The sequence below is a fragment of the Flexivirga caeni genome (assembly GCF_003724155.1).
GTDB lineage: Bacteria > Actinomycetota > Actinomycetes > Actinomycetales > Dermatophilaceae > Flexivirga > Flexivirga caeni.
The window spans coordinates 1-12,937 of the sequence record NZ_RJJQ01000034.1 but is presented as its reverse complement, the minus strand read 5'-3'; the positions used below and the strand labels follow the sequence as shown (position 1 = coordinate 12,937).

Genomic DNA, 12,937 nt, shown 5'->3' with positions numbered 1-12,937 from the left:
ACTAGCCGCATACATGATCGCGCGAGTAGACCCCGAGTGGTATCGATCGGACGGGTCAAGAGTCATCGACGCGTTGAGATCTACTATTGAGACGGGGGACGCGGAGCATAATGCAAGCCTGAGGCTGCTGACTCTCAGTTGTATGGCATCAATTTCAGCACTTGTTAGCAGCGAGTCAGGGAAGATGCACTTCCTGGATATGATTGCCGCAATTGCTCCGGACAAGAGTGCCATGTCTGATCTGTTTGCTAGCGATCCAGCGTCGGTTCTAAACGCGGCTGTTATTTTGGCACAGAGTGGCATTGATGATGTCATTGGTTCCGATCTGATCGAGTCGTTCAGCCGGCTAGGTATGATCAACAAGGACATATATATCTCAGCTTTTGCGCTTCGACTTTCGTTTCTTTCGTCAAGAACAGAATTTAGCGACGCCGAGATCGCGGTCGAATATCTATCACAGTGGCTAGCCCAAGCGAAGCCGCACAGAGCGAACATGGCGACAACCTGCGCCGTAGTCGGCGCCCTCCGACAGCATCACCTGGTATGGGGACTTCCCAATGGTGCATTTCCGATCGTCGAGTCAGAGATTAACGAGATCCAGTCTGCGGTCAGGCAACTCGGTCGAGGTTTCGATACGTTATGGGAGGCTGCGTGTGCGCTTGACGCGTTGCTATTGGTCTCACAGTCTTATGGCTTTTTCTGCACCGTATCTGAGATTGGCGCGGCGGTCGACCAGCTGCGGACTGGACTTAAGGCGGCACAGGAATTTCGAATACGTGCAGACATTGCGCGGTTCAGGGTATTGTGTTGGTGCCTCGGGTGTTCTATAGCCATATTCCTACTCTTTGCGGTGTTCGGGTGGATTTGGAATCAGTTCGGCGTCTCTGCGACGCTGGCGCTTCTGGGGGCCGGCCTCACAACGGCACTTGTGGTCGTGGGTACTAGATTAACAAAGGAAATACATCGCTGGAAAGCGTTCACGAAATCCATCAGATCTTTCTGATTTGGTGGGTCAGTTTCAGAATGTCAAGAGTGCCGCATGGGTGGCCTAATGTGTCTGTCACATTCTAGATTGACATTCGCAGAATCCCTGCTGCTGTCATCCAATAACTTCGCCTACTTTGCCTTGCGATCCGCTCAAGCTATTTAAATAGGGTTGCTCTCTCCGCATCGCAGGGCCTGGTGACCTCCGCGCGGGTTACGAATCCGTGCGTGGTGCGGGAGTTCTCAGATTCGGTCGTTGGCTTCGACGAGTACCAACGTCGCAGCCGAAGCGGAAGTGCTGCCCAACGCTAATATCGGATAGAGTCTTCCCGGCTGCCCGAAAATTGCCAGCAATCCAGCATGCACTCAATAGCTGGCCACCACGAAGGGATTGCGTCTTGACGAGGCTCCGGCGGTCCCTCTTGCCATGGACGAATAAATTGGAGATAATCTAATGAGTACATGACTAGCTCTGAATCCTCAACCGTTAAAATTTACCGTCTCAAGCTCTCGCTTGTTGGTGCAGTCTTCCTAATCCTGGGTCTTGTTCTCAATGCGTTGAGCAGCTGGCTCCGCACGATCCACGTGAATGGTCTGATCGTCTCCATGGTCAGTGCTCTGTCGGATGCCTTGGTCGTCACCGGTGCTCTTGGCATGATTATCGATTACTTCACCGGCCGTGAGCAGGATGCCAAGGACGAAGAGCGTCAACGTCGGATCCTCAAGGATATGACACCAGATTTTGTCGATGCGGTGGTGTCTGGGTTTGCGGTCAAGCCGGACGACCTGAAGCGTGTCGCCACGCCGGAACTGCTTGACAGGTTGGCCACCAACGCGATGAGTCTTCGCCTCGGTAACGCCCAGTTTGCCAGTGAGATCTATGCGGACGTTCGCGACCAGGCGATCCGTGCACCGGAACGGTGGCACGATGTCGAGGTTTCAATTCGGCTCTCTACTGCAGTAGAGAGGAGTACCGTAGGTACTCCTCTGTTCGACGTCTTGGTTCAGTGGGAATACACGACCATCCCGAGCCACCCGGTGCGCAAGTTCGCCTGCGTTTCGAATCGTGACGAGTATGCCGACCTGATGGCGGATATCCCGGCGACCAGCGCCTGGCTGATGACGCCACGGCCAGGTTTCGATGCCAGCGCCAAGGAGTGCTTCGAGCTGCTGAGCTTCAGTGTCAACGGCGAAGCACGGACCCCAACTCGCTCGGTTCGCAAGACTGGGCAGACCTACAGTGTGCGCATCGGCGATGCCCTGATCGCCGCCGGTAAGCCAGTGCGGATCAAGCATCTGTTCCGAGTGGTGACAGCACAGAGCGGTCACCGTCTGTTCTTCGAGCTCGCGCAGCCGAGCCGAGACGTCAAGTTGACAGTCGACTACACCGATACCGATATCGCTCGACTGAGCATCGGCGACATGATCACCAGCCTTCGGCGCGCGGAGATCGACCAGTACCCGAAACAGCTCGACGCCAAGGTGGTGAGCGCCGAGCTGCCGGGCTGGGTTCTACCGCGTGCCGGTTTCACCCTGGTCTGGACCCTTGCTAGTGAGCAAAGCGGGACAGCAGACGCCGCCACCAGCTCCGACCGTCCAACTGCGGCGTGAGAGTGAAGTCGCCACCACCGGCCATGTCAGGTTCTCCTTCGATCCGAGGGCACCGTGTATGCCCATGCAAAGATTCCCATACATGTATGATGGTGGGCAACCAAGGAGCACCTGAGTGTTGGGTGCATGGCGCGGGCGAAGGATCCTCCCGAGGGATGGGACGAGCGTGCTCGCCAGATCGGCATCCGCCTGCAACGTGCGCGCCACGCTCTTGACCTCAGCCAGGAGGAGGTTGCCCATCGAGTTGGCATCTCGTCCTACACCTATCAGAAGTTCGAGAAGGGCGAGTCGAAGCCGGGGACGCCGATGAACCCACGACTGACGACACTCTTGGCGGTTTGCGGTGTGCTTGGGATGTCGTTGGACGAGCTTGTGGGCCGATGAGCAGTTCGCCACGCGAGTCCGGTCTGCCACTTGCGCGCCCGACGGCCGAGGATTTGATAATTCCGGCCGACACCCGAATGGAGATGTTTGGCTACCTTTCGGAAGCTGGCATCTGGACACAGATTAGCCCCGGGCAGATCCGGCGCATGGTCGCACAATGGCCAGCTGAAGACACTACTCCCGCTGAAGTTGCGGGTCTGCTGGCAACCAGCCGTCAACTTGTCGTCTGCAGCTACTACTGCTACGAGTTTCTTGTTGTCGCAGTACTCGTCGCACTGCAGGCGACGGAGACTGCGTTACGGATGCACCTCACCGATGGCTCGTCAAAGCAAACCCTTACGAAGCTGATCGAGCGGGCGCGGGCGAACGGAACACTTAGTGAGGAGGTCGCGGACGACCTCCATCTCGCTCGCCACCTACGCAATGACTTAAGTCACCCGAGGTACCAGGGTGCGTGGACCTACGGAATGGCATTGCCGCTGATCGAGCGATCTCACCGTTTCAGCTCTTTTCTGTTCACCACCGTGACGACCTCAGAGGATCCGAGCTTGCCGTGATCAATCAGGGTCAGGCCACCGCAATAATCGCAGCGATCGCTCCCGCAACTACGAAGAGTCCGACGACGACCGTCCAAACCTTTCGACCGAATGTCCACCAGGACGGCTCGTCGTCCATGCCATCGGTCGACCCGCCAATTGTGCTTGTGGAGCCGCCAGACGCTAGCGAGTTGGTGAGGGTCACTCGTGCCTTTGCGCCGTACACCGCGACTTGAACTGCGTTGTCGGCCTGCGCGGTCGAGGGCTCCATTTGTGTATCGGAGACTGATGCCGAGAGTTCGGCGATCAGCTCGGTCAGGACTGTCCGAATCAGGCCAAGTACGCCATCGATTGCAGTGGTGGACACCGACCAGTAGATCCGGTCGATATGCTGCCACGGATTGCCACTACGACTGTCGAAGTACTGGGCTATCAGATCGGCACCGGGAAGCGAAAGCGCGATTACATTGCCATGACTTGCCATTGAGGCGAGCTGGTCGATGCCGGACCGCAAGTGAACCGTGTTACCGATCCCTTCTTCTCGAACGAAGTCGGGGAGCTGATTCTCGCCCAGGGTCTGGCCGGTGATGCGCGTGTTGGCGGTCACCGCATCCATTTGGATCGCTGCGGACACTGTTCGATAGGTCGGCAGTTCGTCATCGCTGTCGTACCCACGTAGCTCCTTCGATGCCCAGTCGCGAAGCTCTGCAGACCCGCTACGGGTGCCCAGGATGATGCACTTGCGGAGTAGATCGGCCAGAGGCTTCCCGTCGAGTAGATCGCGCTCGACCTCAACGACTAGCGACTGACCACCTGTTCTCATAATCCGGATCGTCTCACGGAGGAAGGACAGACCTGCCGTTGCCTGGAGCGGTGTCGTTCCGAGGCGCTCTCTGATCGCGAGTGGCATTAGCACCCGATAGGTTGGGCTCTACCTACATCGCGTCCGCCTCCAACTTGGACCTCTGTCTGGAAGGCGAGCGGCCACGTTCCCGGCGCGATGACCGTGTGCAAGCCACGATTTGGCGGGGGTGGCGATTTCGCTGTCTTGCTTGGATTCCTCACCCCAGATGCGGGTCACGATGGAGGTGTGAAAGTTGTCGAGTCAGCGCCACCGTTCGACCCGCGCGCTGGACGAAGCACGTGTCCTTCACGGATAAGCGCGTCTCGTACTGTGGTCGGTGAGACTCCAAGTTGACGGCCGACAGTGGCGAGTGAATTTCCTTGCTGATAGCTTGCGACCGCTTGGGCGACGTCGTCGACTGTCATGCGCTTCACATGTCGTGGCACATTGGCCTTGTTCAGCATCGTGTCGACGCTGCCACGGGCAATACCGAATCGGTTCGCAAGGGTTGCTGCTGACGTACCCTGCTGGTACGCCGTGATGATCGCTTGGCGGTCAGCAACGGAGAGCCGATCAGCAATGGCATGCGGCTTCCATCGTGCATGGTCTGAGCGAGCCTGACCGCTTGGTCGGCTGGTGCTGGTATCGATCTCACAGATCGCGCTGTACCGGCGTCGTTGTTTCGAGTACCGAACGATCAAGTCCACCCTCGAAGGCGTCCAACCACACCTTCGGTTTACGCAGCCGCCGACGACATGCCGATGCGGCCCCCGTCGGCTGCTATGTCCGAGGCCCCGTGCGCTGAGATCACACATTCGTAGCGTCGCCGAGATTTACGGACTGATCATGTGATGGTCACGGTGATGTTCACGTCGCACCGCCACCATCGATGGATGGTGGACACATCGACGGCTCGCCCCCTGGAGCACGACGGCAAGCTTTGGAAACCTCAGCCAGATGCGACATCGTCCGCTGACGAGTTCATCGCCGCTCGGGCGCTGTTCATTGAGATCAGCGAGGACTCGCTTTGGAACCCCTGGGTTCGCAACGAGCGCCGCGACGAGCTGGAGACCGCTATGGCCGTGATGGCTCAGTGGACGCGCGCGGAGCCAGGTCACCGCATGATGACCATGAAGCAGTGGGACGCGCGGCAGGCGCGGCGCGACAAAGCTTCTGCCCGGCAGCGTGAGCGTGACAAAGAACGCCGTGAACGCGACAAGGAGCGGCACGACCCTGAGCGAGCGGCTGCGCGCCTTGTGCTTCTTGAGTTCGAGTCACGTCTCGCGTTCGAGCTGGCTGAGTTGACTGCCTTTCGGGACGGCGTTCGGTATCCAGCAATGCCTGCCGACCGACGTGAAGACGAGATCGCCAAGTTGGTCGAATCGGTCGACAGGCTCCAAGGCGAGGTCGACCGCCTACTTCCCATCGTCGGAGACCGGGAGGACGTCGTTGATGACCATGGCTGGCTCCCGCGCGATCGCCGAGACCTGACGTTCTGGCGCTATCGGTGGGATCGCGAACGTGAAGTACGCGACCTCAAAGACAAGGTGGCTAAGCAGGAGGCCGCGCTGATGGCATCCACTGACAAGGCCGAACGCAGAAAGGTTCGCGACAAGCTCCGGGAACTGACCTATGACCTGAACGCGCGCATCGCCGAAGGCCCCTTCACCGTCGATGAGATGTGCTCGGAGTGTCCGACGCCGCTGGCCCATCATGGGTGGGTCTATCCGCCGGGTCTGCCCTGCCCTGCATGGCCGCGCTGGGCAGCCCGTGTGCGAGCGGTTCGGGCGGACATGGAAGCAATGCTGTCCAAACGTGCGGCGGAAGCCACGGAGCCGCCGCCTCCGCAGCCGCTGGCGGTCATTCCGTCGGGCCGGACGATCGGCGAGATCATAGCGAAGCTTGCGGAACTGCAGCGAGAGTTCCCGACGGCTGAGGTGCGACGCGGCCGGAGCAACCGGTGGGAGCTCTGGCCACCGAAGGACGACAACGCGTCGGCCGGTCGAGAGGACAACTGAGGAGCGAGGCAATTCCTCGCTCCTTCTCTCGGCGTGATTCCGCGTCGTCAGCTTGGATGGTCCAGTCCCAGAAGCCGGGAGCGAAGTCCATACCGCAGTGCAGATTCTTGCCTCTCCTATGGCGCAGGATGCCCGTATGATTGCTCCATGGGCTTTGAGCGGATCACGGTGAACCCAACTGTGATGGGTGGCGTGCCGACCTTGCGTGGGCTGCGGATCCCGGTCGCTACGGTGGTGTCGATGGTGGCCGATGGCATGACTGCCGACGAGGTTGTCGCCGACCTGCCCGACTTGGAGCTTCCTGATGTGGCTGAGGCGCTGCGGTACGCGGCCGAGTTGACTCGCGAACGACACGTGGCGCTGCGCCCGTCGGCGTGAGGTTGCTTCTCGACAACAACCTGTCGCCACGGCTGCGAGAGTTCCTCGAAGGCTATGACGTCGAACACGTTCGAAATCTTGGTATGGCGGCCGCGCCGGACGACGAGGTGATCGCTCGCGCCGAGCAAGATCGGCGCGTCCTTGTATCGGCCGACACTGACTTCGGCCAGTTGTTGGCTGTGTCCGGCGCCCGGCTGCCATCCGTGGTTCTGCTCCGGCGCCAATCAGGGCGTCGTGTAGAGCAGATCGCGGACCTGCTGCAGCGCAACCTTCCGCAGGTGGCAGAGGATCTCTCGGATGGGGCGGTGGTGGTCTTGACGAACGATGAGATCCGGGTGCGTCACCTGCCGATATCTTCAGTGTGATTCGTGGCAAGAGTCCCCACGAAACCTACTCGGAGTGTGAAAGCAGTCGCGGGCAAGGCTTTTCGTTGAAGAACTCGTCCGCCTGTTCTCACTCCGCGTCGGATTCGCGTTACTCGGGGTGGTCTCCGAGTGGGTGGCGAGCACCAGCTGCCTTCCGAGCGGGGATAGCCGCGTGGATGACGAGGATGAGCCCCACGGCAAGCATGGCGATCGTGCCGTACAGCCTGCTGCGCTTGACCGAGCGTTGCTTCGAAGCCGGTCGATCCAGGCCACCCCGTGCTGTGCACTGGGGCTCGTCAGGTCGGAGAGATCACCGCGCACGGGTTCGGCCCCTGCGATATCGACGAGATGACCGGCCGGTCTCCGACAGTCAACCCCTGACCCGCTCGTTGCCGGGGTCGAACAAGGGCCGGGTGGAGAGGCGCACGTCGACCAGCGCGCCGCCGACGTTGACTTGATAACGACCTCCGCGGACCCAGTCGAGCGTGACTGTCTGCCCGTCGGGTCGCCACAGATAGGCCAGGCCGACGGCGGCTCCGAGGGTCGCGCCCCAGGCGGCGGACGTGACCTGCCCGGCCGGCTGGCCGTCGCGCAGGACGAGCTCACCGCCCCACATCATCACCTCGGGGTCTTCGGCGACGAAGGACACCAGCCGCCGCCGGGGACCGTCCTGCTTCGCGGCGAGCACCGCCTCGCGGCCGATGAAGTCGATCTCACTGCCGAGCTTGCAGGCGAAGGTGAGTCCGGCCTCCACCGGGTTGTAGTCGGGGTTCAGCTCGCGCGGGAAGGCGCGGTAGCCCTTCTCCAGGCGCATCGCCTCGATGGTGTTGTACCCGGCGTCGCGTGCTCCGGCCGCGCTGATCGCGTCATACACCACTGCCTGATCCATGAGAACGTAGAGTTCCCAACCGAGTTCGCCCACGTAGGTCACCCGGGTCGCCCGGACCGGGACGCCGGCGAGGGCGATCTCCCGGCTGGTTCCGAAGGCAAATGCCTTGTGCGAGAGGTCCGTGTCGGTGAGGGCTTGCAGCAGGGCACGCGAGCGCGGACCCATCACGCCGAGCACGGCATAGTCCTCGGTCAGGTCGACCGCGACGGCGTCGTCGAGGTGACGTCGCAACCAGTCGAGGTCGCGGATCGTGGTCGCTGACGAAGACACGATGAAGAAGGTGTCCTCGCCGGTGCGGGTGACCGTGAGGTCGGCTTCGTAGGTGCCCTTGTGGTTCAGCCACGGCGTGTAGACCGCCCGCCCGATCGGCACGTCGACATCGCCACCGCAGATCCGCTGCAGCGATGCCAGCGCGCCCGGCCCGCGGACTTCGTACTTGCTGAACGACGTCTGGTCGAAGACCGCCACGTCGCTGCGGCAGGCCACCTGCTCCTCGATGCACCAGTCAAGCCAGTTCGGCTTCCTCCACGAATACCCCAGACTCGCTCCGGCAGGGCCGAACACCAACGGCCGCTCCCACCCCATCTTGGCGCCGAAGATCGCGCCCTTGGCCGCGAGACGATCGTGGAGGGCCGAAAGCCGTTGCGGGCGCCCGGAAGTGAGCTCCAGATTCGGCCACGGTATGGCGTAGTGGTTGCCCAGCGTCTCGGCGACCCGCGAACGCAGCCACGCGGTCTCGCCGTGGAAGGGCGCGAAGCGTCGCACGTCGACCGCGACCAGATCGTCCTGCGGTTCGCCGGCGACGATCCACTCGGCGAGCGCGCGGCCGGCGCCACCGGCCGACGCGATCCCGACCGAGTTGAAACCACAGCCGACGAAGAAGCCGTCCAGTTCGGGCGCCTCCCCGAGCAGGAACTGGTTGTCCGGGGTGAACGACTCCGGGCCGTTGTAGAACTTCCGGATCCCGGTGTGCTCCAGGCTCGGCACCCGCAGCAACGCCTCGTCCATCAGGATCTGGAAGTGATCCCAGTCCTCCGGCAGGAGCTGGAACTCGAACGGGTAGGGGATCTGGTCGGGGGAGACCCACGGCTTGGCATTCGGCTCGAAGCCACCGACCACCAGCCCGCCGACCTCTTCCTTGAAATAGGTCCAGCCGTCCTGGTCGCGCATGATCGGCAGGTCCGGATGGGTCCCGTCCACCTGCTCGGTCACCACGTAGAAGTGCTCGGCCGAGTGCAAGGGGATAGTGACACCGACCAGGTCGCCCAGCGCCTTGGCCCACTGGCCGGCACAGTTGACGACGACGTCGGCCTCGATGCTGCCCTGGTCGGTGCGGACGCCGGTGACCCGGCGCCCCCGAGGGCCCTCTGTGGTGGCGAAGCCGGTGACCCGGACCCCCTCGAAGATCCGCGTCCCGCGTTGCCGCGCGCCCTTGGCCAGGGACTGGGTCAGGTCGGCCGGGTTGACCTTGCCGTCACCGGGCAGCCACAGCGCCCCCAGCAGGTCGCCGACCTGCATCGGTGGCCACAGCTCCTTGGCCTGGTCGGGATCGATGAGTTCGGCCCGCAAGCCGTATGCCGCGCCACTGGCCGCGGTGCGCGCCAGCTGCACCATCCGGTCGGGGGTGCGTGCCAGGACCAGGCCGCCGACGTTGCGATATCCGGTCGCCAGGCCGGTCTCGGCCTCCAGCTCGGCATACAACTGTGCCGAATACTGCACCAGTCGCGTGCCGCTCTCGCTTGCCCGCAGGGGGCCGACCAGCCCGGCAGCGTGCCAAGTGGTGCCGCACGAGAGCCGGCCTTGTTCGAGCAGCACCACGTCGGTCCAGCCGAGCCGGGTCAGGTGGTAGGCAACGCTCGTGCCGATGACGCCGCCGCCGACGATGACGACGTGTGCGCGGTCGGGAAGGCCGCTCGAAATGGGATCGGTCATCGTGTGGGGCACTCCGTAGTCAGTTCAGTCGGGGGTGGCGACATCGGTCAAGAGCCGGGGGAGATCGGCGCCGCGGAGTTCGCGGGCGGCGACGTCGAAATGCTCCAGGGTCCACTCCCAGAAGTCGAAATCGAGCGGACTCACCACGTTCTGGATCGCGCCCCACAGGGTCCAGCCGTATTGCCCGACCGCGCCGAGCAGGCGCGCCCTGGCGACTTTGCTCGTGCGGGGACGGCCGTAGTAGGAGGTGACGAGTTCGTCGAGCTGGTCGAGGCTGAGCGCGCTTTCGGCCCAGATGTCGCCGAGCTCGAAGCACGCGTCGTTGTTGCCCGAATACTCGTAGTCGATGATCCAGACCTGCTCGCCGTCGTCGACGAAGTTGCCGGCCAGCAGGTCGTTGTTGCAGGGGACGGTGCCCTCATCCAGTATGGCGAGGGCCCGGCCGACCTCGTGGAAGCGCTCGGCGAGGCCGCCATACCCGGACGGGATCCGGTAGCCGGCGCGCGTGGCCGTCTCCAGATACTGGCGTTGCCGCGCGAACATGTTGAAGTCGTTCACGAAGCGCGGGCCGCGGTGCAGGGCGCGGCAGGACGCAGCGACGCGCGCGAGGTTTCCGGGCACCGAGAAGTCCGGTATGCCGAAGGTCTTCCCGTCGAGGAAGCCGATGACCAGCACGCCCAGGTCCGGGCGGAAGTCGATCACCGGGGCCCCGACGCCCGCGCGGTGAGCGGCCACGCTGTTGGCGTGTTCGGCCTGCCGGTCGATCCCGAGCTTCTCGGCGCCGGGGTTGGCGCAGCGAGCGACATAGTCACCGGCGGGGGTGGTGACGCGAACATTGCGATTGGTCAGGCCGCCGGAGAGTTCCTGTATGACGCGCGGGCGACCGGCCAGACACGGGATCTGGTCGAAGAGCTGCGCCAGCTTTTCGTCGGACATCGGCGTGGTCATGCCAGTCACTCGACCGGAACGGGGGTCTCCTCGTCGTCGACCGTCCGCACCGGACCCTTGAACCAGTTCTTGGCCGATGCCATCCACCAGATCGCCAGGATGATCAGCACCCCGACGGTCATGAATGGCGCGTAGTTCACTGCGGACCAGGAGAACTCCTTGCGCCAGGGGGCGCCGGCCGGTGCGGTCGGGAGCATCAGCATGATCCCCACCACGATGATCTCGATCACCGCGACCGGGTTCATCCACTTGTACTTGCGGCCGTTGGACCACCCAGAGCCGACGTCGAACTTCTCGCCGTGCTTCCAGCGCAGGAAGATCGGGATGGCGAACGAGAAGTAGAGGCCGATCACCGAGACCGAGGTCACGGCATAGAACGCGGTGGGGATTCCGCCGACGCCCTTGAGCGCGGGCAGGGTGATGATGGCGCCGATCACCGCTGCGCAGATGACCGCGTTGACCGGTGTCCGGTGCTCGTTGACCTTGGACCACATCCGCGAACCCGGAATCGCCCGGTCGCGGCTGAAGGCGAACATCATCCGGGAGGTCGAGGTCAGGCAGGCGGTGCAGCAGAAGAGCTGGGCGGCGGAGGAGATGAACAACAGCAGGCCGGCCCACTTGCTGCCCAGCGCGGTCATGAAGACGTACTGCACGCCGCCTGCTGGGATCTGCGCGTACTGGGGGATGCCGTGGACCTTCGGGATCGCGAAGGTGACCGCCAGCAGGAGCAGGTAGCCACCGATCGCCGAGTAGAGGATCGACTGCCAGATGCCCTTGGCCGCCGTCTTGGCGGCGCCCTGCGTTTCCTCGGAGAGGTGCACGGACGCGTCGAAGCCGGTGATCGTGTACTGCGTGAGGATGAAGCCGAAGGGGATGATGGCCAGCCAGAACGAGAGCGAACTCGTGGAGCCGCCCGACCAGCCCGATCCGTTGAAGCGATCGAGGAAGACCTGGTGGAAGCTGAGGTGGTCCTTGGGCACGAAGATCAGTACCGCGATCAGCAACAGGGCACCGACGACGTGCCACCACACCGAGATGTTGTTCAGCAGCGCGAGCAGGTGGCTGGAGAAGATGTTCACGCCGGCGATGAAGACCAGGATCACCAGGAAGTAGAGGAAGATCCGGCTGAGCGAGGTGCCCGAATACCAGCCCCAGGTCTGGAAGGTGAGGTCGAAGAAGGTCGCGCAGCTGTAGGCGACCGACGCGGTCACGGCGATGAGCCCGATCAGGTTCAGCCAGCCGGTGAAGAACCCGGCCCGGGGCCCGCCGAGCTTCGAGGCCCAGAAGTAGATGCCGCCCGAGGTCGGCATCGACGACACCAGCTCGGACATCGTCAGACCGATGATCATGATGAAGGCTGAGATGATCGGCCAGGACCAGGAGATCGAGACCGGCCCGCCGTTGCCGATGCCGGCGCCATAGGTGGTCAGGCACCCGGCCAGGATCGAGATGATCGAGAAGGAGATCGCAAAGTTGGAGAATCCGGACCAGGTCCGCGCGAGCTCCTGTTTGTATCCGAGTTTGGCGAGTTGGTCCTCGTCGTCAAGCGGCTCAAGCGCCTCGTGGGCCTCCGGCATTGCTCACCTCTGCTTCACGTGCGGGCTACGGTCAAGGAGTGGTGTATCGGAACCTAGACCCGTTCCCAGCGCGATGTATACGCCTTCGGCCAAATTGGTCTGAAGTCTGACCTTTTGGCGATCAGTGGAGCGTGACCATCCGGCCCGCGGCGTGAGCGAACGACGTGAACGATCGGCAGACCAGCTTCAGCTTGCTCGTCGGTAGTCGAACTGCTGGGTCACCCAGATGAAGTCGATGAGGGTGCGTTCGGTGTGTGAGCGGGTGGGTGGGGGTAGCCCGGGTGGACTGGGTGGGTGGCTGGTTGCGACGAGGCTGCCGGTCGTGGTGGTGGTTTGTCCGGCGTGGCCGGTGACCGAATAGTCGGGGTGTTCTTTGAGGTAGTTGCAGCGTTCGCAGAGTCCTTGGCCGTCGCGTTCGGTGGTGGCGCCGCCGGTGGCGTGGGGGCGGATGTGGTCGATGTGGCGGATCGT

12 protein-coding genes are annotated in these 12,937 nt (G+C 62.8%); 7 read left to right on the top strand and 5 right to left on the bottom strand.

Translation table 11 applies throughout. The features are described from left to right. The 4 genes from EFY87_RS20140 to EFY87_RS19660 form a co-directional block, all read left to right on the top strand. The coding region (locus EFY87_RS20140; protein WP_220093726.1) for a hypothetical protein at positions 1-1,003 on the top strand (1,003 nt) is incomplete at its 5' end. Between the two features lie 443 nt (positions 1,004-1,446). Beyond that, the gene (locus EFY87_RS19670) at positions 1,447-2,595 is read left to right on the top strand and encodes a hypothetical protein (protein ID WP_148043428.1); all 1,149 of its coding nucleotides are present in this window, start codon (positions 1,447-1,449) and stop codon (positions 2,593-2,595) included. A gap of 126 nt (positions 2,596-2,721) precedes the next feature. Beyond that, the gene (locus EFY87_RS19665) at positions 2,722-2,979 is read left to right on the top strand and encodes a helix-turn-helix domain-containing protein (RefSeq protein WP_123273188.1); all 258 of its coding nucleotides are present in this window, start codon (positions 2,722-2,724) and stop codon (positions 2,977-2,979) included. Next, positions 2,976-3,536, top strand: coding sequence for a hypothetical protein (locus EFY87_RS19660; protein WP_148043427.1), 561 nt, complete (start codon positions 2,976-2,978; stop codon positions 3,534-3,536). Before EFY87_RS19665 ends, EFY87_RS19660 begins: the two co-directional genes overlap by 4 nt. 10 nt (positions 3,537-3,546) lie before the next feature. On the opposite strand, the gene EFY87_RS19655 is transcribed toward EFY87_RS19660, so the two are convergent. Beyond that, positions 3,547-4,338, bottom strand: coding sequence for an AbiTii domain-containing protein (locus tag EFY87_RS19655; RefSeq protein ID WP_148043426.1), 792 nt, complete (start codon positions 4,336-4,338; stop codon positions 3,547-3,549). A 914-nt stretch (positions 4,339-5,252) separates the two neighbouring features. Here EFY87_RS19655 and EFY87_RS19650 point away from each other — a divergent pair. From EFY87_RS19650 to EFY87_RS19640, 3 genes are all read left to right on the top strand, one after another. Beyond that, positions 5,253-6,377 (top strand): hypothetical protein, encoded by a 1,125-nt coding sequence (locus EFY87_RS19650; RefSeq protein ID WP_148043425.1) that lies wholly within the window; start codon positions 5,253-5,255, stop codon positions 6,375-6,377. Positions 6,378-6,524: 147 nt separating this feature from the next. Continuing rightward, a complete protein-coding gene (locus EFY87_RS19645) occupies positions 6,525-6,755 on the top strand; it encodes a DUF433 domain-containing protein (protein ID WP_123273184.1) in 231 nt (76 codons plus the stop codon). 2 nt (positions 6,756-6,757) lie between these two features. Beyond that, positions 6,758-7,120, top strand: coding sequence for a DUF5615 family PIN-like protein (locus tag EFY87_RS19640; RefSeq protein WP_220093725.1), 363 nt, complete (start codon positions 6,758-6,760; stop codon positions 7,118-7,120). A 370-nt stretch (positions 7,121-7,490) separates the two neighbouring features. Here EFY87_RS19640 and EFY87_RS19635 read toward each other — a convergent pair whose 3' ends face one another. From EFY87_RS19635 to EFY87_RS19620, 4 genes are all read right to left on the bottom strand, one after another. Next, positions 7,491-9,941 (bottom strand): GcvT family protein, encoded by a 2,451-nt coding sequence (locus EFY87_RS19635; protein ID WP_123273182.1) that lies wholly within the window; start codon positions 9,939-9,941, stop codon positions 7,491-7,493. Between the two features lie 24 nt (positions 9,942-9,965). After that, positions 9,966-10,889: a choline kinase family protein gene (locus tag EFY87_RS19630; RefSeq protein ID WP_123273181.1), complete on the bottom strand. Its 924-nt coding sequence runs from the start codon at positions 10,887-10,889 to the stop codon at positions 9,966-9,968. A 5-nt stretch (positions 10,890-10,894) separates the two neighbouring features. Further along, positions 10,895-12,466: an amino acid permease gene (locus EFY87_RS19625; protein ID WP_123273180.1), complete on the bottom strand. Its 1,572-nt coding sequence runs from the start codon at positions 12,464-12,466 to the stop codon at positions 10,895-10,897. 186 nt (positions 12,467-12,652) lie between these two features. Beyond that, positions 12,653-12,937 (bottom strand): HNH endonuclease (locus EFY87_RS19620; protein WP_148043424.1); only part of this gene is annotated, 285 nt, incomplete at its 5' end.